25 protein-coding genes and 1 pseudogene are annotated in these 19965 nt (G+C 63.2%); 9 read left to right on the top strand and 17 right to left on the bottom strand.

The window, feature by feature from the left end:
* Positions 1-7: 7 nt before the first annotated feature.
* The 8 genes from MQW79_RS13340 to MQW79_RS13375 all read right to left on the bottom strand — a co-directional run bounded on the left by MQW79_RS13340 (position 8) and on the right by MQW79_RS13375 (position 5138).
* A complete protein-coding gene (locus MQW79_RS13340; RefSeq protein ID WP_476584958.1) occupies positions 8-1048 on the bottom strand; it encodes an ASCH domain-containing protein in 1041 nt (346 codons plus the stop codon).
* Complete coding sequence (locus MQW79_RS13345) at positions 1048-1311, bottom strand: DUF2442 domain-containing protein (protein ID WP_476584959.1); 264 nt, start codon at positions 1309-1311, stop codon at positions 1048-1050. The genes MQW79_RS13340 and MQW79_RS13345 overlap by 1 nt, the downstream gene beginning before the upstream one ends.
* Positions 1292-1528 carry a DUF4160 domain-containing protein gene (locus tag MQW79_RS13350; RefSeq protein ID WP_476584960.1) on the bottom strand — a complete coding sequence of 79 codons (237 nt, stop codon included), beginning with the start codon at positions 1526-1528 and terminating at the stop codon, positions 1292-1294. Before MQW79_RS13350 ends, MQW79_RS13345 begins: the two co-directional genes overlap by 20 nt.
* Position 1529: 1 nt before the next feature.
* Positions 1530-2660: a phenylalanine--tRNA ligase subunit alpha gene (gene pheS, locus MQW79_RS13355; RefSeq protein ID WP_476584961.1), complete on the bottom strand. Its 1131-nt coding sequence runs from the start codon at positions 2658-2660 to the stop codon at positions 1530-1532.
* Between the two features lie 114 nt (positions 2661-2774).
* Complete coding sequence (rplT, locus tag MQW79_RS13360) at positions 2775-3179, bottom strand: 50S ribosomal protein L20 (protein ID WP_476584962.1); 405 nt, start codon at positions 3177-3179, stop codon at positions 2775-2777.
* Positions 3180-3198: 19 nt separating this feature from the next.
* Positions 3199-3399 carry a 50S ribosomal protein L35 gene (rpmI, locus tag MQW79_RS13365; RefSeq protein WP_035084480.1) on the bottom strand — a complete coding sequence of 67 codons (201 nt, stop codon included), beginning with the start codon at positions 3397-3399 and terminating at the stop codon, positions 3199-3201.
* A gap of 266 nt (positions 3400-3665) precedes the next feature.
* Entirely contained in the window at positions 3666-4232 is a 567-nt protein-coding gene (locus tag MQW79_RS13370; RefSeq protein WP_476584963.1) for a dihydrofolate reductase family protein, read from the bottom strand.
* Between the two features lie 60 nt (positions 4233-4292).
* A complete protein-coding gene (locus tag MQW79_RS13375) occupies positions 4293-5138 on the bottom strand; it encodes a glycosyltransferase family 2 protein (RefSeq protein ID WP_476584964.1) in 846 nt (281 codons plus the stop codon).
* 119 nt (positions 5139-5257) lie between these two features.
* On the opposite strand from MQW79_RS13375, the gene MQW79_RS13380 reads away from it, so the two are divergent.
* Positions 5258-5677: an Hsp20 family protein gene (locus MQW79_RS13380; protein ID WP_476584965.1), complete on the top strand. Its 420-nt coding sequence runs from the start codon at positions 5258-5260 to the stop codon at positions 5675-5677.
* 28 nt (positions 5678-5705) lie between these two features.
* Positions 5706-5990, top strand: coding sequence for a DUF1150 family protein (locus MQW79_RS13385; RefSeq protein WP_476584966.1), 285 nt, complete (start codon positions 5706-5708; stop codon positions 5988-5990).
* 70 nt (positions 5991-6060) lie between these two features.
* Here MQW79_RS13385 and MQW79_RS13390 read toward each other — a convergent pair whose 3' ends face one another.
* From MQW79_RS13390 to MQW79_RS13420, 7 genes and pseudogenes are all read right to left on the bottom strand, one after another.
* Positions 6061-6528: a PTS sugar transporter subunit IIA gene (locus MQW79_RS13390; RefSeq protein WP_476584967.1), complete on the bottom strand. Its 468-nt coding sequence runs from the start codon at positions 6526-6528 to the stop codon at positions 6061-6063.
* A gap of 47 nt (positions 6529-6575) precedes the next feature.
* Positions 6576-7154, bottom strand: a complete 579-nt coding sequence (gene hpf, locus MQW79_RS13395) for a ribosome hibernation-promoting factor, HPF/YfiA family (RefSeq protein WP_476584968.1) — start codon at positions 7152-7154, stop codon at positions 6576-6578.
* A 230-nt stretch (positions 7155-7384) separates the two neighbouring features.
* On the bottom strand, positions 7385-8890 hold the full coding sequence (gene rpoN / locus MQW79_RS13400) for an RNA polymerase factor sigma-54 (protein WP_476584969.1): 1506 nt from the start codon (positions 8888-8890) through the stop codon (positions 7385-7387).
* 126 nt (positions 8891-9016) lie between these two features.
* Positions 9017-9760 (bottom strand): annotated as a pseudogene (gene lptB / locus MQW79_RS13405) (LPS export ABC transporter ATP-binding protein); the annotation flags it as partial.
* Positions 9761-9768: 8 nt separating this feature from the next.
* Complete coding sequence (locus MQW79_RS13410; protein ID WP_476584970.1) at positions 9769-10227, bottom strand: LptA/OstA family protein; 459 nt, start codon at positions 10225-10227, stop codon at positions 9769-9771.
* Positions 10224-10877, bottom strand: a complete 654-nt coding sequence (locus tag MQW79_RS13415; protein WP_476584971.1) for a hypothetical protein — start codon at positions 10875-10877, stop codon at positions 10224-10226. Before MQW79_RS13415 ends, MQW79_RS13410 begins: the two co-directional genes overlap by 4 nt.
* A gap of 13 nt (positions 10878-10890) precedes the next feature.
* On the bottom strand, positions 10891-11505 hold the full coding sequence (locus tag MQW79_RS13420; protein ID WP_198876941.1) for a ribonuclease D: 615 nt from the start codon (positions 11503-11505) through the stop codon (positions 10891-10893).
* Between the two features lie 220 nt (positions 11506-11725).
* On the opposite strand from MQW79_RS13420, the gene metK reads away from it, so the two are divergent.
* The 3 genes from metK to MQW79_RS13435 all read left to right on the top strand — a co-directional run bounded on the left by metK (position 11726) and on the right by MQW79_RS13435 (position 14228).
* Complete coding sequence (gene metK / locus MQW79_RS13425) at positions 11726-12982, top strand: methionine adenosyltransferase (protein WP_476584972.1); 1257 nt, start codon at positions 11726-11728, stop codon at positions 12980-12982.
* 79 nt (positions 12983-13061) lie between these two features.
* Positions 13062-13766, top strand: coding sequence for a tRNA (guanosine(46)-N7)-methyltransferase TrmB (trmB, locus tag MQW79_RS13430; RefSeq protein ID WP_476584973.1), 705 nt, complete (start codon positions 13062-13064; stop codon positions 13764-13766).
* Positions 13767-13862: 96 nt separating this feature from the next.
* Positions 13863-14228 carry a winged helix-turn-helix transcriptional regulator gene (locus tag MQW79_RS13435; RefSeq protein WP_476584974.1) on the top strand — a complete coding sequence of 122 codons (366 nt, stop codon included), beginning with the start codon at positions 13863-13865 and terminating at the stop codon, positions 14226-14228.
* A 53-nt stretch (positions 14229-14281) separates the two neighbouring features.
* On the opposite strand, the gene MQW79_RS13440 is transcribed toward MQW79_RS13435, so the two are convergent.
* Positions 14282-14617, bottom strand: a complete 336-nt coding sequence (locus tag MQW79_RS13440; RefSeq protein ID WP_476584975.1) for a hypothetical protein — start codon at positions 14615-14617, stop codon at positions 14282-14284.
* A 242-nt stretch (positions 14618-14859) separates the two neighbouring features.
* Here MQW79_RS13440 and MQW79_RS13445 point away from each other — a divergent pair, with 242 nt between their 5' ends.
* Complete coding sequence (locus tag MQW79_RS13445; RefSeq protein WP_476584976.1) at positions 14860-15525, top strand: ferredoxin reductase domain-containing protein; 666 nt, start codon at positions 14860-14862, stop codon at positions 15523-15525.
* A gap of 5 nt (positions 15526-15530) precedes the next feature.
* Here the strand turns inward: MQW79_RS13445 and MQW79_RS13450 are convergent, their stop codons facing one another.
* On the bottom strand, positions 15531-16787 hold the full coding sequence (locus tag MQW79_RS13450; protein ID WP_476584977.1) for a GGDEF domain-containing protein: 1257 nt from the start codon (positions 16785-16787) through the stop codon (positions 15531-15533).
* A 230-nt stretch (positions 16788-17017) separates the two neighbouring features.
* Here MQW79_RS13450 and rimP point away from each other — a divergent pair, with 230 nt between their 5' ends.
* The 3 genes from rimP to MQW79_RS13465 are packed head-to-tail and all read left to right on the top strand — an operon-like array spanning position 17018 to position 19964.
* Positions 17018-17641: a ribosome maturation factor RimP gene (gene rimP / locus MQW79_RS13455; protein ID WP_476584978.1), complete on the top strand. Its 624-nt coding sequence runs from the start codon at positions 17018-17020 to the stop codon at positions 17639-17641.
* Positions 17641-19245, top strand: coding sequence for a transcription termination factor NusA (nusA, locus tag MQW79_RS13460; RefSeq protein WP_476584979.1), 1605 nt, complete (start codon positions 17641-17643; stop codon positions 19243-19245). The genes rimP and nusA overlap by 1 nt, the downstream gene beginning before the upstream one ends.
* Before the next feature lie 29 nt (positions 19246-19274).
* The gene (locus MQW79_RS13465; protein WP_476584980.1) at positions 19275-19964 is read left to right on the top strand and encodes an RNA-binding protein; all 690 of its coding nucleotides are present in this window, start codon (positions 19275-19277) and stop codon (positions 19962-19964) included.
* Position 19965: the final 1 nt, after the last annotated feature.

Raw genomic sequence — 19965 nt, forward strand, 5'->3', positions numbered from 1 at the left:
TGGGCCTTTAGCGGAAGTCACTCTTGCTGCCGGAAATGGGCGGCAAGGCGGAGGAAAGTTTCAAAAGCTCGACGAGCACATTGGCAAAGCCACGGGCGTCGTCGATGGCGCGATGGGTATGGGGGATGTGGCCGTAGAACTCGGCGGGCAGCTTGCTCATGCCCCAATCGAGATAGGGTGCGCCGCGCAGCGTTCCGGCCATGGTGTAGAGGCAGATGCCGCCGCCGCGAAAGATCTGGCGGCCCTTGAACGGGCCGCTGAGCGCGCGGGTGCCGGCATATTCGTCGAGATAGTGGTCCATCCAGAGCCCATCGAAAATCATCGGCGCGGCGACGAAGACCTTTGGGCCCGGCAGGCTTTCCACCCAGTCGGCAAAGCGCGGCATCACCTCGGCCGGGTCCTTGGCATTTTCCCTCGCCGCCGCCCAGGCCTCGGGTTGGGTCGCCCACCATGCCATGGTGGTTTCGTTGGTGGTCCGGTCGGGGCGCTGCAGCAACTGCGCCTCGAATTCGCCATGGCGCGTACCATCGGCCGTGACGGCCACCGAGGCAAAGCTCAGCATGGAATTGTGCAGCGGCGTTGGCCCGTCGCTTTCAATGTCGGTGACGATGAAGATCGGCGTTGCCACGCGATTATAGACCTCGCGCCCGGCGGGGAGCACCGTCACCAGCCGGAAGGTCTCGCAGACAATCTCCATATCAGGCGCAAAGCCGCCATTGCGGGCAAAATAGGCTTCGTGCCCCGCCCGCCATTCGGCATAGTCGCCTTCGCCTTCCAGGTCGGTGAAAGAGGGGTCGATATCGTCGAAGCTTTTGGTTTCGAGCGACAGGGTCTCGATCACGCAGGCGTCCTCACCCGCGCCGTTGAGCACCACGTCGCGACGACCGACTTCCGGCATGGCCTCGCCACCCGCGCCATAATCGCGCAGTGCCCCGCAGGTCGCGGTCTTCTTCCCCGCCAGCACCAGGGCGAGCAGGTTGTCAGCCAGCTCGGGGGAATCCCCGAAGCTGAACCTGACCTGCTGACGATTGGCGGAAGTGGAAGACATCAGGGCGCTGTGGCCCCCGGCGCCTTTTCACCGCGCAACATGCTTGCGATGGAGATGTCCTCATCCACTTTCGGCCAGTGCAATCCCATTGGCATCAACTCAATCTCATCAAGCTGGTCGGCTCTGGCCTTGGCGAGGCGCGGATACCACCAGAGCGGCGTGGAGACGGTCCGTCCATCAGCCAGCCGGACTTGGACCTGGCCATCCGCGCAGTGGGCCTCCACCGGGCGGCTGTCTTCGATTTCAAGCACCAAAGTAGTCATTCCAGGCCTCCAGAAAGGCGTCTTTGTTTTCGCGCGTGGCCCCAATGATCTCATTGAGGTCACGTGCAGAAAAGCCGAGATTTACCGCCACGTTCAGATCACGAAGCCATATCTTGGCTTCGCGACCATCTTTCACAACGTGGACATGCGGCGGCTCCCAGCCATCGGCCGAGTAGAAGAAGAACCGATACCCCTTCCACCGCAGCAGTGTCGGCATCCTAGCTGCTCAGCCCCCCGAACAGGGTCGGCAGATCGAGCGGCCTGAAACCGTAATGGTCGAGCCAGCGCTGGTCGGCGTCGAAAAACGCACGAAGATCCGGCATGCCGTATTTCAGCATGGCGATGCGGTCGATGCCGATGCCCCAGGCAAAGCCCTGATAGACATCCGGGTCGAGCCCGGCATTGCGGATGACATTGGGATGCACCATGCCGCAGCCCAGGATTTCGAGCCAGTCATTGCCCTCGCCGATCTTCACTTCCTGTCCGGAGCGGTCGCACTGGACGTCCACTTCCATCGAGGGCTCGGTGAAGGGGAAGAAGCTCGGGCGGAAGCGCAGCGTCACAGCAGGCACCTCGAAAAATGCCTTCAAGAATTCTTCGAGCACCCAGCGCAGCTGGCCGATATGGGAATTCTTGTCGATGACCAGGCCTTCCACCTGATGGAACATCGGCGTGTGGGTCTGGTCACTGTCATTGCGATAGGTGCGGCCGGGCATGACCACGCGGATCGGTGGATCCATGGCCGGGGTGATATAGGACGCAGCCGGCTTTTCATTGGTCTTTTGCATGACGCGCACCTGCACCGGCGAGGTATGGGTGCGCAGCACCTTCTTCACCCCGTCCGGGCCGGGCTTCATGAAGAAAGTGTCGTGCATTTCGCGCGCCGGATGGCCTTCCGGAAAATTCAGCGCGGTAAAGTTGTAATAGTCGGTCTCGATATCGGGCCCTTCGGCGATGGAAAAACCCATATCCGAGAAAATGGCGGTGATTTCGTCGATGGTCTGGCTGATCGGGTGGATGCGGCCGCGCGCCGTCGGGGCCGGGCGCAGGGGCAGGGTGACGTCGACGGTCTCGGCCTTCAGCCGGGCTTCCAGCGCCGCGCCCTTGAGCGCTTCGCTGCGCGCCTCGATCAGGCCGGCAATGTCGTTCTTGAGGCCGTTGATCGCGGGTCCGGCCGACTTGCGGTCTTCCGGCGCCATCGAGCCGAGCGTGGCGAGCAGGGCCGAAACCGAGCCCTTCTTGCCCAGGGCCGCAACACGGACGGCGTCGAGGCTCGCTTCGCTGTCCGCGCCGGCGATGGCGGCGGAAAGCTCGGTGCGCAGGGTTTCGATCTGGGCGTCTAGGGACATGGAATTATCTCGAATTCGGACGGGCTGCGGGCGGTGTTAGACCAAAACAAAACGCCCTGCGCCAGCCCTCTCGGGCGGCGCAAGGCGCGATTTTGACCTCAGCGAGGCAGAAGGTTAAGCGGCGGTGACGCGGGCGTGGGTAACGGAGTCCACGCTTTCCAGATATGCCAGCGCTGCCTTGGCCTTGACGACCAGGGCCGCGAACGCTTCGGGCTGGGTGATCGCGAGATCGGACAGCACCTTGCGGTCGACGGCAACCTCAGCCTTGCTGAGGCCGTCGATAAATCGGTTATAGGTCAGGCCGTAGTCACGGACGGCAGCGTTGATACGCTGGATCCACAGGGCGCGGAAATTGCGCTTCTTGACGCGACGATCGCGATACGCGTACTGGCCGGCCTTTTCGACGGCCTGCTTGGCGATACGGATCGTGGATTTACGACGGCCATAATAGCCCTCGGCGGCCTTCAAGACCTTCTTGTGACGGGCGTGGGCGGTTACGCCTCTCTTTACGCGTGCCATTTATTGGTGTCCTTCCAGCTTAGCGGTTGTACGGCATGTACCACTTCACCAGACCCTCGTCGCCCTTGGACAGGATCTTGGTGCCGCGGTTGGTGCGGATGTACTTGGCGTTGTGGCTGATCAGGCGGTGGCGCTTGCCGGCAACGCCGGCCTTCACCTTACCCGAGGCGGTGAAGCTGAAACGCTTCTTGGCGCCGGACTTGGTCTTCATCTTGGGCATTTTGCGGGTCCTTATTGGTCTTGATCCGGCTCTTGCGAGCCTTCGCTTTCAAAGACCGCCACGGCATGCCTTTTGGCCGGGCGATCCGGAGATGGCGCTCTATAGGGGGAAATGGGGGGAGAGGCAAGGGGCGTTTCCCCGCAGCGGCCATGACTCTGGCGAGATCCCCGAGCGACCGTCACCACCCGGCTCGTCCGGGTGGTCCATGCTCCAGCTAGGTAGATTGCCCGGACAAGCCGGGCAATGACGTTGGAGGGGAGAGAAGTTTACCCCCGCTTCGGCTCATAGATCAGATTGACGCCCTGTCCCGACTGGCTCTGGTGCACGAGTGACAATTGAACCGGCGGCTCGCCCGTATCCGCAAAAATCTTCACCCCGGATCCGATCATGACGGGCGCCACCTGCAGGAAAATCTGGTCGACGAGACCGGCGCGCAGCAGCGCCGAACCGAGCGTTGGCCCGAGGATGACGACCATTTTCCCATTGGCCTTCGCCTTGGCCCGGGCCACCGCGCCGGGCAGGTCACGGCCATCGGCCCAGAAATACCTGTTGTCGTCGGGGAAGGGCCGGCGGGTGACGACATATTCCGGGATGTCATCGAGCCCATAGGCCTTGGGCAGATCGTCCCAGCCTTGCGAAATGTCATAGCCGCGCCGACCACCCAAAGTGCAGCCGACATTGGTCATGACGAAATCCACCAGCGGATTGTCGGCCTCGGAGTCCTCGCCGCCCATCATGAACATGAGGCTGTCATTCGCGTCCGCGGCAAAGCCGTCGAGGCTGATCGCGGTATGCCAGATGACGCCGTCTTTTCTCAGAATGTCGCTTCGCATCGTCTCTCTCTCTCCTCTGTCCTGTCGCAACGAGTGGAGCGAGACGTTTTCGACAGGGGGTCAGGGGCGCGCCCCTGCCAGCATGGGCTCGATATGGTCTTCGAACAGGAGTCCCGGCCGCGCGGCGAGAGCCGCGCCATAGGCCGCCTCGGCCGCAATCGACACATCGAGGAAGCCGGTCAACCCCGCCACATCCGCTTCCGCCAGGCCATAATGGCCGCTTTCCAGCCGGCGCCGGATTTCGCGCTTGGAAGCGATCATGCCGGCGGCAACGTCCTTGGAATTGCTCATCGAGCCCTGCCGCTTGATATAGTCATGCAAGGGCGTCCCGAGGTGGAAACTCTCGGGAATGGTCCGATAGAGCTGCAGCAGGAATTCGAGATCGGTCATGTTGCTCATGTCAGGGTCGAACCGGCCGTCGCCACGCCGCCGGTCCCAGACCACCATGGCATCCATGGACAGGCTCACCCATTTGTGTTGGCCGGGCGTCAGGACCCGGTCCGGTCCGTCGCCCACATGGCGCAGGTGGCGGAAATCCTCGGTCATCACATCGAGCGCCGTGGTGACGATGCCATACTGGTCCAGCATGGCCACGGCCCGCTCCAGCTTTTGCGGCTTGAGGCAGTCGTCGGCGTCGAGAATGGCGCCATAGGGTGTTTCGAGCTGTTCGAGCGCCACATTGCGGGTGACCGAGGCCCCCCTGCCGACGCCGCCACTGGACAAAAACACCTGGCGCGGATCGGAGAGGCCCTGCTCCGCCAGAAAGGCCGCATAATCGAAGCCGTCATCGGCCACGATCCAGTGCTGCCAGTCGCCATGGGTCTGCCCGAGCACGCTGCGCACGGTTGCCGCCAGTGTCGGCTGTGCCTTGTAGGCGGGCGTGATGATGGCGACGGTCTGGGACATTGCGGCTTCCTCTGGCTTGAACCCTTGGCCTTTGTGACCCATATCTGGCCAAGGCAGGCGATGCCACTCCAATCGGGTCCCTGCCACCGTTGCTTGATGATCAAGGACGATAATAGACGATGTCGCGTATCTCGGTGTTTTCCGCCCCGTTCCTTCTCGGCTTTGACAGTTTCGAGGAGCGCATTGACCGGCTCGCCCGCTCAGCCGAAGGCTATCCCCCCTACAACATTGAGCGCTCGAGCGGCGAAGACGGGACCGAGAGGTTTCTGATCTCGATTGCCGTTGCCGGCTTTGCCCGCAATGACCTCGATGTCAGCGTGGAAGACAACCAGCTCATGGTGCGGGGCCGGCAGGCGGATGAGCCCGGCCGGGAATTCCTCCACCGTGGCATTGCGGCCCGCCAGTTCCAGCGCAGTTTCCTTCTGGCCGATGGCATGGAAGTGAAAGATGCAACTCTGGGGCATGGTATGCTCGTTATTATGCTTGAGCGCCCCCGAGCGCCCAAGATTGCCCGACAGATCGACATTCGCTCCCTGTGAGGAAAAGAACAAAGAAAGGGCCGAAAAAATGATGGACAAGAGAAACAGTGAAGACCTGCTCGATGCCGCCAATCCGCTGCGGCATCTGACGCGCGCGCAGTTTGCAGCCCTGGGTGGAGACGCCGTGGCCTATGTCAAGCCCGTCTCCGGTCTGGTGCTTTCGGGCATGATCCATGATGCCGAGTTTGACGGTGCCACCCAATACCAGCTGGTGATGTCCGCAGACGGGACCCCTCTCATGGTGGCCGACACGACCGAAGCCGTCTCCGAATGGCTGGGCGACCAGAATATTGGAGTGGCCACGCTGCATTAGGGCCGGCGCCAGAGACAAAGACCCCCGCGGCTGGCGCTGCGGGGGTCTTTTTGTGTCGTGTTGAGCGCGGTCAGGCCGCGTAGGTGGTTTCCACCGGCGCGGTCAGGATTTGATGCAGCCGGTCCGGATCGGTTTCGGCGCGCAGCTGGTCGGTCACGGACTCGGTCCGCAACAGCCGCGCCACGCGCGACAGCGCCTTGAGGTGATCCGCGCCGGCGCCCACGGGCGCGAGCAGCATCACCACCAGGTCAACCGGCTGGTCGTCAACAGCATCGAAATCAATGGGAGAATCGAGCCGCGCGAAGATGGCGGTCACCCCCTTGAGCCCCTGAATTTTGCCATGCGGAATGGCAATGCCGTTCCCCAGTCCCGTCGAGCCCAGTTCCTCGCGGCCCTCAAGGGTCGCAAGGATCTGTTCCTTTGAAAAATCTGTAAGCTCGGAAGCCTTTTTCGCAAGAGTTTCAAAGAGCTGGCGTTTATTGGCTACGCCGGTGCAAGTCAGCACGGCGTGCTTTGCCAGAATATCGGCCAATTCCATCAATCTGCCTTAGGATCTAATCAGGTATCCGGCGTGGTGTTCGCCGCTCAATTGGCGCTTAGGGCTGGATCGATCCAGCCAATATTGCCATCCGCGCGGCGGTAGACCACATTCAGCCCGCCATGTCCAGCATGGCGGAATATCACGACCTGTTGTCCTGTGAAATCGAGCTCCATCACCGCTTCCTCGACGCTGAGCTGCCGCAGGCTCTTGGTGGTTTCGGCAATGACCGGGGGAGCGTAGTCCTCATCGAGCTCGTCCAGCTCGTCGCTGGCGCCGAACACGGTATATTGCGCGGTCAGGCCATCCACGCCATTGCCATTATTGCCCTTGCGGTGCTGCTTGAGCTTCCGGTTGTAGCGCCGCAGGCGCTTTTCGATATTGAGCGCCATCACTTCATAGGCGCTGGTCGCGTCTCCCGCCTGGGCGCTGGCCTGCAGCGTCGCGCCCGTGTCCAGGTGTACCACGCAATCCGCGCGATACCCGATGCCATCAGGGGTCAGAGTGAGATGTCCGTCATAGCCGCCGTCGAAATACTTTCCGACAACCGAGGCAAAATGATCCTCCGCCTTGCCCCTGAGGGCATCGCCGACATCCATGTTCTTTCCCGAAACGCGTAGGGTCATGGCTCTTTTTCCTTTCGGTCGTTAAGCGCGACGCGAGAGTTCCCAGAAGCCGCTTCCCGGCTCAACGGGATCTGCGTCTGCCGACACGTCATAAATGGTGTGTCGACCGGAAGGATGCTAGACCCGGCCACGCCAGCCTGTCCATGCGCAACTGGACGGACTGGACCGATAAAGCAGGTGACAGCCACAGGAGCGCCGCATAGGATTCGCGCAGCCTGTCCAAGGCAATGTCATGCCGTGCGGGCCAGCTCGCGCTTTTGCCGCCGCCGGATGACCGAGGACGGGATATTCATGCCCTCGCGGTATTTGGCGACGGTGCGCCTTGCCACATCGATCCCCTGTTCCTTGCGCAGCAGGTCGGCGATGGTGTCGTCCGAAAGGATGTCGCTGGCCGGCTCGGCATCGATCAATTGCTTGATGCGGTGGCGCACGGCTTCCGCCGAGTGGTCGCCTCCACCGGTCGCCGAAGCGATGGCGGTGGTGAAGAAATATTTCATTTCGTAGAGCCCGCGCGGCGTGGCCATGTATTTGTTCGAGGTCACTCGGCTGACGGTGGATTCATGCATGTCGATGGCCTCGGCCACCGTCTTGAGGGTCATGGGTTTCAGATGCGCCACGCCATGGGTGAGGAACCCGTCCTGCTGGCGCACGATTTCGGCGGCCACCCTGGTAATGGTCTGGGCGCGCTGGTCGAGGCTCTTGGTCAGCCAGTTGGCGGTGTTGAGGCAATCGGAAAGGAAGCTCTTTTCCGCCGCGTCCCGCGTCTTCCGGGTGACGGTCGCATAATAGCTGCGGTTGACCAGCACGCGCGGCAGCACGTCGGAATTGAGCTCGATCTGCCAGCTGCCATCGGGGCCCGGGCGCACGAAGACATCGGGCACCACCGCCTCGACCGGTGAGGAATCAAAAGCGAGGCCCGGCTTGGGGTCGAGCAGGCGCAATTCGGCCAGCATGTCGCTGAGATCCTCGCGATCGCAGCCGACAGCCCTGAGCAGCGCCGGCATGTTGTGCTCGGCGAGAAGCCCGAGATTGTCGATCAGCCTTTGCATGATCGGGTCGAGCCGGTCGCGTTCGCGCAGCTGGATCGAGAGGCATTCGGCCACCGACCGTGCAAAGATGCCAACCGGGTCGCAGGTCTGCAGCACTTCGAGCACCGCCTCGACATCAGCCAGTTCGGCGCCCAGCAGCTCGGCGACCGCTTCGGGCTCGACCACGAGATAGCCGGCCTCGTTAAGGCCATCGATCAGGTGCTGGGCAATCAGGCGGTCGGCCGGGGTGCGCAGCAGCATCTGCGCCTGGGCTTCGAGATGGTCGGAAAGGCGCGGGCGGCTCGCGACATACTGGTCGAGATCGGCGCCCTCGCCCCCCTCGAAACTGCCATTGCGATCCGGGCCCGTGGCCTGGCCCTGCTCGGCCGGCCCGGCATCGGGAAAGACGTTCTCCACCGCCGTGTCATAGCCTTCGGCGATCTCGGCCGCGTCCTTGGTGCGCTCGCCCGAGGACACGGTATCCTCGTAGGCGCTCATTTCCTGGGGCACGTGCTGCGGCTCATCGGCAGCGCCATCGTCACTGCCGCCCTCCTCGCGCTCCAGCAGCGGATTGCGCAGCAATTCGTCGTCGACAAAGCTGTTGAGTTCAAGATGGCTGAGCTGCAGCAGCCTTATGGACTGCATCAGTTGCGGCGTCAGGGTCAGGCTCTGACTCTGGCGAAACTCCAGCCGTGGCGACAGCGCCATGCGTTAAAGGCCCTTGGTGCAAACAATTTCGGCCGCGAACGGCCGCTTCCCGTGCGGACCATGACTCAAATTTGGGCACACGGCAAGTTTCGTGCCAGTTGAAACCGTCCAGTTTCAGGGCCGTATCTAGATCGAGAAACTGTCGCCCAGATAGACGCGGCGCGCTTCCGGATCGGCGCTGATCGTCTCGGGCTTGCCCTGGATCATCACCTTGCCGCCATGGATGAGATAGGCCCGGTCAACCAGGCCCAGCGTCTCGCGCACCGCATGGTCGGTGATCAGCACGCCGATGCCGCGCTGCGTCAGCTGCCGGACCAGTCCCTTGACCTCGGCCACGGCGATCGGGTCGACGCCGGCAAAGGGTTCGTCGAGCAGCATGAAGCCCGGATCGGCAGCGAGGGCCCGGGCGATTTCGACGCGCCGCCGCTCGCCACCCGAAAGGGCCAGCGCCGAGGATTTGGCGATATGGGTGATGGAAAACTCTTCCAGCAGCGCCTCCAGCCGGCGCCTCTGTTCCTTCCGGCCGCGGATCGTGTTCTCCAGCACCGCCATGATATTGTCGGTGACGCTGAGGCCGCGGAAAATCGAGGGCTCCTGCGGCAGGTAACCGATGCCCAATTGCCCGCGCTGGAACAGGGGCAGCCGCGTGATGTCCTGTCCGTCGAGCAGGATCTTGCCGGCATCGGGGCGCACCAGGCCCATGATCATGGTGAAGACAGTGGTCTTGCCCGCGCCATTGGGGCCGAGCAGGCCAACCGCCTCGCCGCGCCGGACGGCCAGCGAGACGTCGCGCACCACCACCCGCCGGCCAAAGCTCTTGGCCAGGCTATGGGCGACCAGCCATCCGGTCTGGTCTATGCGCGGGCGGGCCTCGGTGCTCATTGGGAGGTGAACACCCCGGTCACCCTGCCACCGCCGCTGCTGGTAAAGGTCGAGACATTCGTGGCCAGGTTCACCACCAGCTCGGTGGCGTTGACCGTGCCGCTGGCATTGTTGACGACGACATTGCCGGTAAGGCGCAGCAATTGGTCCGCCGGCGTATAGACGGCATGCTCGCCGGTGGCGTCCTGTTCGGACGTCTTGAGGCGCACATTGCCGCCCGTGGCCACGAAAGTCTCGATGTCTGTGGTGCCGCCCTCGCCATAGGTGGCGATGACTTCCGGCGCCCAGACCGTCACATTGGGGTGGACGACGATGACATCGCCGGTAAACACCACTTCGCGCTTGGCATCGTTCATCACCGTCTGGTCGGCGGTGATCTCTACCGGGCTCTGGGCGGAAGCCGGCATGGCCGCCGCCAGGATCAGCAGCGCCACTAAGGACAGGATGCGCTTCATGGGGTTGGTTCTCCAGAGGCTTCGGACCCGTCCTCGCCCGGGGTCGAGGGCAGGGTGACGACCGAATTGACAAAAGTCCAGACCACCCTGGACGCATCGTAGACAAGGCCCTCGGCGCGGACCGTCGAGCCATCGGCATAATCGATCTCGACGCGGCCGCGTGTGGTCAGCAGCTGGCTGTGCCAGTCGAAAATCGAATCGTGCAGCACGCCCATCGTGCCGGTCGTGTCGGCCACGTCGGCGACGCCGGGCACGATGGTGAGCTGGTTGGTGGTGTCGAGCTGGGCCGCCACCGCCTCCATGGTCAGTTGCACGCCATCGACGCGGTTGACCACGAGGCGCGCATTGGTGAGTTCGATGAGGTCGCTGCGCGCCGTGGTGGCCCGGGCGGTTTCCGCCCAGACCCGATAGGTCGACCCGTCGGTCAGCGCCCCGACATATTCGGGCGTGTCGATGCTGATGGCATCGGGCGTGACCGTCACCTGGTCAATGCCGAAGCGGCCGCCCTGGCTCGCGAGATAGATCTGCCCGATCAGCCCGCCCAGCACCAGCGCCCCGACCAGCGGCACGACGAAACGCAACACGCCGACCGCCCGGTTGCGCCGGGCGAGGCGTCGGTAGAGATGCTGCGTCCCGGCCGGCGCGGGCATGACGATACCAGCCTCAGCTATGGGCGAAAATGTCGGTTTCTTCCCAGCCCATCAGGTCGAGCGCACACCGCGTCTTGAGGAAGTCGAAGCACGACCGGGCCAGTTCCGTGCGGCCTTCGCGGGCCAGCATGCGGTCGAGGTGCCGCTTGAGATCGTGCAGGTAGAGCACGTCCGAGGCGGCATAATCGAGCTGGGCGTCGCTGAGTTTGTCCCCGCCCCAGTCCGAGCTCTGCTGCTGCTTGGAGAGGTCGACATTGAGCAGCTCGCGCACCAGGTCCTTGAGCCCGTGTCGATCGGTATAGGTGCGCACCAGTTTCGACGCGATCTTGGTGCAATAGACCGGGCCCGTGACCACGCCGAAGCGGTTCTGCAGCACCGCCACGTCAAAGCGCGCATAGTGGAAGATCTTGGTGACGCCGGGATCGGAGAGGAGCTTGACCAGGTTGGGCGCCTCGGTGGCGTCCTGCGGGATCTGCACCACGTCGGCGCTGCCGTCGCCGGGCGACAGCTGTACCACGCAGAGCCGGTCGCGATGGGGATGGAGCCCCATGGTCTCGGTGTCGATCGCCACTTCGCGGCCATAATTGGAAAGGTTTGGCAGGTCGCCGCGATGCACTCGGATGGCCATGACTCTGGTCCTGTCGATAAAGTTTTCCTTCCTTGGCACAGAGCGATGGCCAAGGAAAGGCATGCATGCCGCCATCGTCTCGCGATGCATATAAAGCTTTCCTTATATGCCTGTTGCTTTCCGGCGGCGGACCTGCGAGAAACGGGGCTGAAAGTGTGGGGGAGGTGCCTCCACACGCGCACTCCCGCGTGCGCCCTCGCCACTTGCAAAGAGGTTTAACGTGGCCCGTTCTTCGTATCTGTTCACCTCGGAATCGGTTTCCGAGGGGCATCCCGACAAGGTTTGCGATCGCATTTCCGACGAAATCGTCGATCTGGTGTTCAAGGAGGCCAAGAAGGCCGGCATGGACCCCGGCGCCGTGCGCATTGCCTGCGAAACCCTGGCCACCACCAACCGCGTCATCATTGCCGGCGAAGTGCGCGTGCCCGAAACCCTGCTCAAGAAGGGCAAGGACGGACAGATCGTGCTCGATGCCGCCGGTGCCCCGGTGGTCAATCCGGCAAAATTCAAGTCGGCGGCCCGCAAGGCCATCCGTGCCATCGGCTACGAGCAGTCCGGTTTCCACTGGAAGACGGCGCGCATCGACGTGCTGCTGCATGGCCAGTCGGCCGACATTGCCGTGGGCGTTGACGCCGCCGGCAATAAGGATGTCGGCGCCGGCGACCAGGGCATCATGTTCGGCTATGCCAGCCGCGAGACCCCTGAACTCCTGCCCGCCCCGATCTACTATGCCCACAAGATCCTTGAAACCCTGACCGAGGCCCGCAAGGCCAATCATGGTCCGGCCGGCAAGCTGGGCCCCGATGCCAAAAGCCAGGTCACCGTGCGCTACGAGAACGGCAAGCCGGTTGGCGTCACCCAGATCGTGCTCTCGACCCAGCATCTGGACGAGACCCTGACCTCCTCGGATGTCCGCACCATTGTCGAGCCCTATGTGCGCCAGGCGCTGCCTGAAGGCTGGATCGACGACCAGACCATCTGGCACGTCAATCCGACAGGCAAGTTCGTCGTCGGTGGTCCCGATGGCGATGCGGGCCTGACCGGCCGCAAGATCATCGTCGACACCTATGGCGGTGCGGCGCCCCATGGCGGTGGCGCCTTCTCCGGCAAAGACCCGACCAAGGTCGACCGCTCGGCAGCCTATGCGGCCCGCTACCTCGCCAAGAACGTGGTCGCGGCGGGCCTCGCTGATCGCGCCACGATCCAGCTCAGCTATGCCATCGGCGTCGCCAAGCCGCTCTCGATCTATGTCGACCTGCATGGCACCGGCACGGTGGACGAGGCGAAGCTGGAAAAGGCGCTGGCCGAGGTCATGGACCTGACCCCGCGCGGCATCCGCACTCATCTCGATCTCAACAAGCCCATCTATGCCAAGACCTCGGCCTATGGCCATTTCGGCCGCAAGGCCGGCCGCGACGGCAGCTTCTCCTGGGAGAAGACCGACCTGGTCAAGGCACTGAAGGCCGCCGTGGCCTGAGATCGACATTGACCATTGACCGGGGGCCTCTTTTCCGTGAAAGCGGCGGAGAGGCCCCCTTGTTGTTTAAGTCCGCATCATGACCGACCACGAATTGCCCAAAACCCGCTCCGGCGAACCGCGCGCCTTTTTCGGCCGCCGCTCGGGCAAGAAGCTGCATGACGGCCAGAAGGCGCAGGTCGCCGAAATGCTGCCCCAGGTCGAGATCGTGCTCGATGGCGCCCTTGATCCCGGTTCGCTCTTTCCGGATGCAAAGCGGATCGTCATCGAGATCGGCTATGGCGGTGGCGAGCATCTGGCGCGCAAGGCCCGCGAGGAGCCGGAAACCGGCTTTATTGGCTGCGAGGTCTTTACCGGCGGCATCGGCAAGATGGTACAGGCCATCGAGGCCCAGGACATTTCCAATGTGCGCCTGTTTACCGACGATGCGCTCAAACTGCTCATGGCCCTGCCCGACGCCTCGGTCGACGCGGTCTATCTGCTCTATCCCGATCCCTGGCCCAAGAGCCGCCATCACAAGCGGCGTTTCGTCTCGCCCACAACGCTCGATGAACTGGCGCGGGTGATCCGGCCGGGCGGCACCTTCTTCTTTGCATCCGATATCGAAGACTATGCCAACTGGACGCTGGCCCATATCGTCCGCGAGCCACGCTTCAGCTTTGCGCCCGAGTCGCCCGCGAGCTGGCACACGCCCTATCCGGGCTGGCAGCCCACCCGCTACGAGCAGAAGGCGCGGCGCGAAGGGCGGATGATCAGCTTCTATTTCGGCTTTACCCGGGTGTAACCCTCCGGTCACCTTGCCGAATTTTCATGCTTGGCCGCTCTGGACCTTGGCGCGGAATGCCCCATATCGGGTCTTCACGCCCCACGGAGATGCCCCATGTCCGCCAAAAGCCTCGAGCCCGACGTCAGCCATGACATGCTGGTGGTGCGGCCGAGCAAGTGGACACTGGTGGTGATCGTGCAGCTGCGTTCCGGCACCATGCGGTTCAACGAACTGCGCCGCAATATGGGGGGAGTGCCGCAGAAGTCGCTGAGCCAGACGCTGCGTGAACTGGAGCGCGATGGTTTCGTCACCCGCACGGCCTATGCGACCATTCCGCCGCGGGTGGATTATGACCTGACCGAGCTGGGCCGCGACCTGCTGGACCTGGCGGACCAGTTTCATCTCTTTGCCCAGCGCAACCGCGCGGCGGTGGTCGAGGCCAGGCGCCAGTTCGACGCGCAGGATTCACGCATCGGCTGAACCGGCTTGCGGGTTCGGGCGCCGCCATGACTGGCGGCGCCGGGCGCGTCAGGTTACGGGGTGACGATTTCGTAGGTGTCGGGATCGAGATAGATCATGGTCTGGCCACCGGCGTCGTTGTCCACCCAGGCCACGAGGTAGGACGAGCCCCACTCCTGCACCGAGCTGGCATTGATGCCCTTGTCCTTGAGCGCGGTCAGCGCATAGTCGCTGTCGAAATCGGAGTTCGACAGGCTGGTGCTCTGCGTGACCGAAGCGCCGGTCGAGGACGAGGACGAGGACGAGGACGAGGAGTCGGGGTCGGACGAGTAGGAATCAGCCATTGCGGGAGCGGCGAGACCGGCCATTGCAACAGTGGCGACGAGGGCGATGACAGTGTTCTTGATCATGGGAGGATGATCCTTTCTGGTTTGAACGAACCGGAAATGGCCACCCCGCCTGAGCCCCGCAAGCCTGCCAAAACCACGTTTTTGGACTTGAAATGCGCGCCTCCGCCCCGAGGGTTTAGCTCGGGAAATCAAGGGCTTCCGAGGAAACATGGTGTCGCCGAGGAAACCGGGTATCCCTCCCGTAACCGCGGTTTGCAACCGGCCGGCAGGGCTGGCGGTTGATGCTGGAGGAGGAGCCGCCCATGCAGACCAGCGTCAAGATTGTCGACACGATCCCGGTGACCCACAATGTCCGCCACTACCGGCTGGAACGCCCGAAGGGCTACCGGTTCTCACCCGGCCAGGCGACCGAACTGTCGATCGATCGCGACGGGTGGCGCGACAGCAAGCGCCCCTTCACCTTTACCTGCCTGCCGGATGCCGAGACGCTGGAATTCACCATCAAGAGCTATTTCGACCACCAGGGCGTGACCAATGAACTGTGGTCGCTGGGGGCAGGCGATCGCCTCATCCTGCGCGACGTCTGGGGGACCATCCAGTACCGGGGGAAGGGGACATTCATTGCCGGTGGCGCCGGTGTCACCCCGTTCATCGCCATTCTGCGGCATCTCAATGCCACGGGAAAAATCGCCGGCAACCGTCTCATCGTCTCCAACCGTACCGAGAAGGACATCATCCTGCGCGAGGAATTCGAATCCATGGATGGCCTCGACGTGGTCTGGACCGTCACCGACGATCCCAGATCAAGGCTGCTGCAGGAGCGGATCGATGCGGCTTTCATCGAGCGGCATGTCCCTGACCTCGATGGCAACTTCTATCTGTGCGGTCCCGACGCCATGGTCGCCGACCTGCGCGGCCTGCTCGAGGATGCCGGCGCCGATGTGGGCAACGTTACCTGGGAGAAATAGACCGGTCAGGCAAAGGTGAGCTCGAGACTGGTCGGGCGGCGCTGCGCCACCTTCGCCTCCCAGGCATTGCCGCTCGACATGATTTCGAGCGTCAATGCGTCAGGAATGTCGCTCGACGAGGCGATTTGCAACTCCGCGCCGGTGTCCCAGAGGGCCCGCACCGTGCACTCGATGACTGAGCGTCTTTCGTTGAAGACGAGGCGCCCGGCCTTGAGCACGCGCCGCCGCTCCACCGGCTCGGCAAGCGTTGCCGTTGTCACGCCCCGCCAGGCCATGGAGCGATTGCGCCCGGCGCCCTTGGCTTCGTAAAGCGCCTCATCGGCCTTGAGCAATACGCTGTCGAGGTCATCGCGGCCGGGATCGAGCGTGGCGATGCCAAAGCTCGCGGAAACCCTGATTGGCGGCCGGCTGCCGGGAAAGTCCAGCGCCCGGAAGGAAAGGCGCAGCTTTTCGGCGACCGCCATGGCGGCTGCGGGATCGGCATCGGGCAGCACGGCGGCAAATTCCTCGCCGCCCAGCCGGCCCAGCAGATCGCTCTTGCGCAGGCCGGCCTGCGCTGCATGAGCGATGGCCTTGAGCACCATGTCGCCGCCGGCATGACCATAGGCGTCGTTGATTTTCTTGAAATAGTCGATGTCGAAGGTGAGGACGGAGAGCTGGCTGCGGTGCCGCCTGGCCAAGGCCACGTGCTTTTCGGCCTCGGCCTTGAAGGCCCGGCGCGTCGAGACCCCAGTCAGCCCATCGCTGGTGGCGAGCTGGCGCAATTCCATTTCGCTCATTACCACATCGGCCAGTTCTTTGAGGATGGCGATCTCCCGCTCGGTAAAATCGCGCGGGCGGCTGTCGATGGCACAGATCGAGCCGATGGCCTGGCCATCGGACGTGACCAGCGGCATGCCGGCATAAAAACGCACGCCACCGGGCGCGGTGACATGGCGATTGTCGGCGAAGCGCGGGTCCTGCGAAGCGTCGTTCACCACCAGCGGCCGGGCGGAGGCCAGCGTATGCTGGCAAAAACTCTCGTTGAGCGGCACCTGCACATTGGGCGTGCCGATAGCCGCCTTGTACCACTGGCGATGCGCATCCATCAGCGTGACGAGGGCTGTCTCGACGTTGAAGATCATCCGGATGAGCTGGGCGACGCGATCAAAGCCGGGCTCGGCCGGCGTGTCGAGAATGTCGTAACGCTCCAGGGCCGCCAGCCGGCCCATATCGGCTGCTGCCCGTCTTGCCTCGAACTGCGCTGCTCCGTCCAATGCCATGCCCTGCTGCTCATCGATAGTCTGGCCCAGTTGAGCGCAAGAAAGTGGCGGAAGCTGAAAAATCGACCGGGCAGTGCCCGAGTTTTTCCAATCATTGTTTACGAGCCCTTGCCAGATCACCTGCCCTTGCGCTCGAACCGTTCCGGGTCTATATGAGGCGCACATCGTTGCTCTCATTCGAGAGTGGGTGCCGGAAGGCCCCCGCTCTTTTTGTTATCCGGGACCTCAATTTGGCTTTCGATCTGACCGAAAAGCGCTACATCAAGGAAACGGGCCTCGAAGCCCGCATTTCTCGCATAGTCGAGCCGGTGGCCAATGATCTGGGCTTTGCGCTGGTCCGGGTGAAGATCACCCCGGAAAACGGCTGCACCCTGCAGATCATGGCCGAGGACGAGAACGGGCGCTTCAACATCGTGGACTGCGAGACCCTGTCCAAGGACCTCTCGCCGGTGCTCGACGTGGAAGATCCCATCGACCGCGAATATCACCTGGAAGTCTCCTCGCCCGGCATCGATCGCCCGCTGGTGCGCAAGCGCGACTTCGAGCGGTTCATCGGCCACGAGGCCAAGGTTGAACTGCTCGACATGATCAATGGCCGCAAGCGTTTCCGGGGCGATATCGCCGCCGTGGATGACGAGGGCGTCACCATTCGCCTGCCCGATGCCCCGGGCGGTACCGATCCCGACCACAAGCTCGTCTTCGGCACCATTGCCGAAGCCAAGCTTGTCATGACCGACAAGCTCATGGACATGGCCCGTGCCGACCAGGAGCTGCACCCCATCGACGACGACGAGACCGAGACGGTCGAATATGCCGACGCCGATAACGAAGATATCTCCGAGGAGAGCAAATAATGGCCGTTAGCGCGAACCGCCTTGAGCTGTTGCAGATTGCCGACGCAGTCGCCCGTGAAAAGAACATCGACCGCATGGTCGTGATCGAGGCGATGCAGGACGCGATGGAAAAGGCCGCCAAGGGCCGCTATGGCGCCGAGACCGAGATCAAGGTCGAGATCAATCCGCGTTCGGGCGAGACCCGCATGTGGCGCCTGCTCGAGATCGTCGAGGACGTCGAAGAGCCCTCCCGCCAGGTCAATCTCAAGTTTGCCAGGACCAAGTCGCCCGAAGCCAAGATTGGCGACTTCCTGACCGAGCCGCTGCCGCCGATGGAATTCGGCCGCATCGCCGCCCAGTCGGCCAAGCAGGTCATCGTCCAGAAGGTGCGCGACGCCGAGCGTGACCGCATGTTCGAGGAATATACCAACCGCGTCGGCGAGATCGTCAACGGCACCGTCAAGCGCGTCGAATATGGCAATGTGATCGTCGATCTGGGCCGTGGCGAAGCCATCATTCGCCGCGACGAGCTGATCCCGCGCGAAATGTTCCGCTATGGCGACCGCGTCCGCGCCTATATATATGACGTGCGCCGCGAACAGCGCGGTCCGCAGATTTTCCTCTCGCGCACCCACCCGCAGTTCATGGCAAAACTGTTCATGCAGGAAGTGCCTGAGATCTATGATGGCGTCATCACCATCCGCTCGATCGCCCGCGATCCGGGTTCGCGCGCCAAGATCGCCGTGACCTCCAACGACTCCTCGATCGATCCGGTCGGCGCCTGCGTTGGTATGCGCGGTTCGCGCGTGCAGGCCGTCGTGGCCGAACTGCAGGGCGAAAAGATCGACATCATTCCCTGGACCGACTCCATTGCCGACCTCGTGGTCTCGGCGCTGCAGCCGGCCGACGTTGCCAAGGTCGTACTCGACGAGCAGGCCGAGCGCATCGAAACCGTGGTCCCCGACGACCAGCTTTCGCTGGCCATCGGCCGCCGTGGCCAGAATGTGCGTCTCGCCAGCCAGCTTATCGGCTGGGATATCGACATCCTGACCGAGCAGGAAGAGAGCGAACGCCGCCAGAAGGAATTCACCGAACGTTCGGCCCTGTTCATGCAGGCCCTTGACGTTGACGAGATGGTTGCCCAGCTATTGGCTTCCGAAGGCTTCTCCTCGGTCGAGGAACTGGCCTATATCGAGCCGGCTGAAATTGCCTCGATCGAGGGTTTCGACGAGGAAACCGCCGGCGAAATCCAGAACCGTGCCGCCGAATATCTGGCCGAGATCGAGGCCAAGTTCGATGCCGAGCGCAAGGCGCTGGGTGTCGAGGACGAGCTCTACGAGATCCCGGGCCTCAATGCCGCCATGCTGGTGGCGTTGGGTAAGGAAGACATCAAGTCGGTCGAGGACTTTGCCGGCTGTGCCGCTGACGACCTCGTCGGCTGGACTGAACGCAAGGATGGTGAAACCAAGCGCTTTGAAGGCACCTTCAAGGATTTCCCCGTGTCCCGCGAGGAAGCCGAGGACATGATCATGCAGGCCCGCATCCGGGCTGGCTGGATCAGTGCCGAGGACCTGCCGGCCGAAGAGGGCGGTGAAGACGGCTATTCCGAGGAGGCGGCGGTCTAAGGACCGCCCCCATCGGGAGCACCCGGTCTATGGCCCGGAGCGCAGACATGGTGAGGACCTGTGCCTTGACCCGGACTGAAAAACCGGTCGAGGCGCTGGTGCGTTTCGTGCTTGGACCCGATGGCTCCATCGTGCCCGATATCGACGCCCGCGCCGAAGGCCGCGGAGTCTGGATCACCCTGAGCCACGAATGCGTGGCCGAGGCAGTCAGGAAGAAGGCTTTCGCGCGAAGCCTCAAGGCTCCGGTGACGGTGCCCGAGGACCTGGCGGACCTGACGCGCCTGCGGCTGGAACAGCGCCTGCTTTCGGCGCTGGGCATGGCCAAGAAGGCCGGACAGTTCGTCTCCGGCGCCACCAAGGTCAAGACGGCCATGCTCTCGGGCGAGGTGCTGGCGCTGATCACGGCGACCGATGCGGCCGACGATGGCCGCAACAAGATGCTGGGGGCTTTGAGAGCCCTCAACCATGCGCGGCGCGAGGCCGGAATTTCCGGTCCCGAAGTGCCGCATTTTGAATCTCTCTCAAGTGTGCAAATGGGTTTGGCACTTGGGCTTGAAAATGTGATACATGCTGCCCTCACGACCGGGGCGGCAGCCCAATCGGCGGTGGACAAGGCCAAACGACTGGCCCGATACAACGCCCCAGCGATGGAAGATCACACCGACCGCTCCGCGGCGTCCGGTGTGCTTTTGCCCGCGGAACAGGACGAAAGACGATAGA

The sequence above is a fragment of the Devosia sp. Micro-HW1 genome (assembly GCF_056341075.1).

Excerpts from the sequence above, each read along its gene's own strand:
- MQW79_RS13340 (WP_476584958.1), bottom strand. The coding sequence starts at position 1,048 with ATGTCTTCCACTTCCGCCAATCGTCAGCAGGTCAGGTTCAGCTTCGGG.
- MQW79_RS13345 (WP_476584959.1), bottom strand. The coding sequence starts at position 1,311 with ATGACTACTTTGGTGCTTGAAATCGAAGACAGCCGCCCGGTGGAGGCC.
- MQW79_RS13350 (WP_476584960.1), bottom strand. The coding sequence starts at position 1,528 with ATGCCGACACTGCTGCGGTGGAAGGGGTATCGGTTCTTCTTCTACTCG.
- pheS (WP_476584961.1), bottom strand. The coding sequence starts at position 2,660 with ATGTCCCTAGACGCCCAGATCGAAACCCTGCGCACCGAGCTTTCCGCC.
- rplT (WP_476584962.1), bottom strand. The coding sequence starts at position 3,179 with ATGGCACGCGTAAAGAGAGGCGTAACCGCCCACGCCCGTCACAAGAAG.
- rpmI (WP_035084480.1), bottom strand. The coding sequence starts at position 3,399 with ATGCCCAAGATGAAGACCAAGTCCGGCGCCAAGAAGCGTTTCAGCTTC.
- MQW79_RS13370 (WP_476584963.1), bottom strand. The coding sequence starts at position 4,232 with ATGCGAAGCGACATTCTGAGAAAAGACGGCGTCATCTGGCATACCGCG.
- MQW79_RS13375 (WP_476584964.1), bottom strand. The coding sequence starts at position 5,138 with ATGTCCCAGACCGTCGCCATCATCACGCCCGCCTACAAGGCACAGCCG.
- MQW79_RS13380 (WP_476584965.1), top strand. The coding sequence starts at position 5,258 with ATGTCGCGTATCTCGGTGTTTTCCGCCCCGTTCCTTCTCGGCTTTGAC.
- MQW79_RS13385 (WP_476584966.1), top strand. The coding sequence starts at position 5,706 with ATGATGGACAAGAGAAACAGTGAAGACCTGCTCGATGCCGCCAATCCG.
- MQW79_RS13390 (WP_476584967.1), bottom strand. The coding sequence starts at position 6,528 with ATGGAATTGGCCGATATTCTGGCAAAGCACGCCGTGCTGACTTGCACC.
- hpf (WP_476584968.1), bottom strand. The coding sequence starts at position 7,154 with ATGACCCTACGCGTTTCGGGAAAGAACATGGATGTCGGCGATGCCCTC.
- rpoN (WP_476584969.1), bottom strand. The coding sequence starts at position 8,890 with ATGGCGCTGTCGCCACGGCTGGAGTTTCGCCAGAGTCAGAGCCTGACC.
- MQW79_RS13410 (WP_476584970.1), bottom strand. The coding sequence starts at position 10,227 with ATGAAGCGCATCCTGTCCTTAGTGGCGCTGCTGATCCTGGCGGCGGCC.
- MQW79_RS13415 (WP_476584971.1), bottom strand. The coding sequence starts at position 10,877 with ATGCCCGCGCCGGCCGGGACGCAGCATCTCTACCGACGCCTCGCCCGG.
- MQW79_RS13420 (WP_198876941.1), bottom strand. The coding sequence starts at position 11,505 with ATGGCCATCCGAGTGCATCGCGGCGACCTGCCAAACCTTTCCAATTAT.
- trmB (WP_476584973.1), top strand. The coding sequence starts at position 13,062 with ATGACCGACCACGAATTGCCCAAAACCCGCTCCGGCGAACCGCGCGCC.
- MQW79_RS13435 (WP_476584974.1), top strand. The coding sequence starts at position 13,863 with ATGTCCGCCAAAAGCCTCGAGCCCGACGTCAGCCATGACATGCTGGTG.
- MQW79_RS13440 (WP_476584975.1), bottom strand. The coding sequence starts at position 14,617 with ATGATCAAGAACACTGTCATCGCCCTCGTCGCCACTGTTGCAATGGCC.
- MQW79_RS13445 (WP_476584976.1), top strand. The coding sequence starts at position 14,860 with ATGCAGACCAGCGTCAAGATTGTCGACACGATCCCGGTGACCCACAAT.
- MQW79_RS13450 (WP_476584977.1), bottom strand. The coding sequence starts at position 16,787 with ATGGCATTGGACGGAGCAGCGCAGTTCGAGGCAAGACGGGCAGCAGCC.
- nusA (WP_476584979.1), top strand. The coding sequence starts at position 17,641 with ATGGCCGTTAGCGCGAACCGCCTTGAGCTGTTGCAGATTGCCGACGCA.
- MQW79_RS13465 (WP_476584980.1), top strand. The coding sequence starts at position 19,275 with ATGGCCCGGAGCGCAGACATGGTGAGGACCTGTGCCTTGACCCGGACT.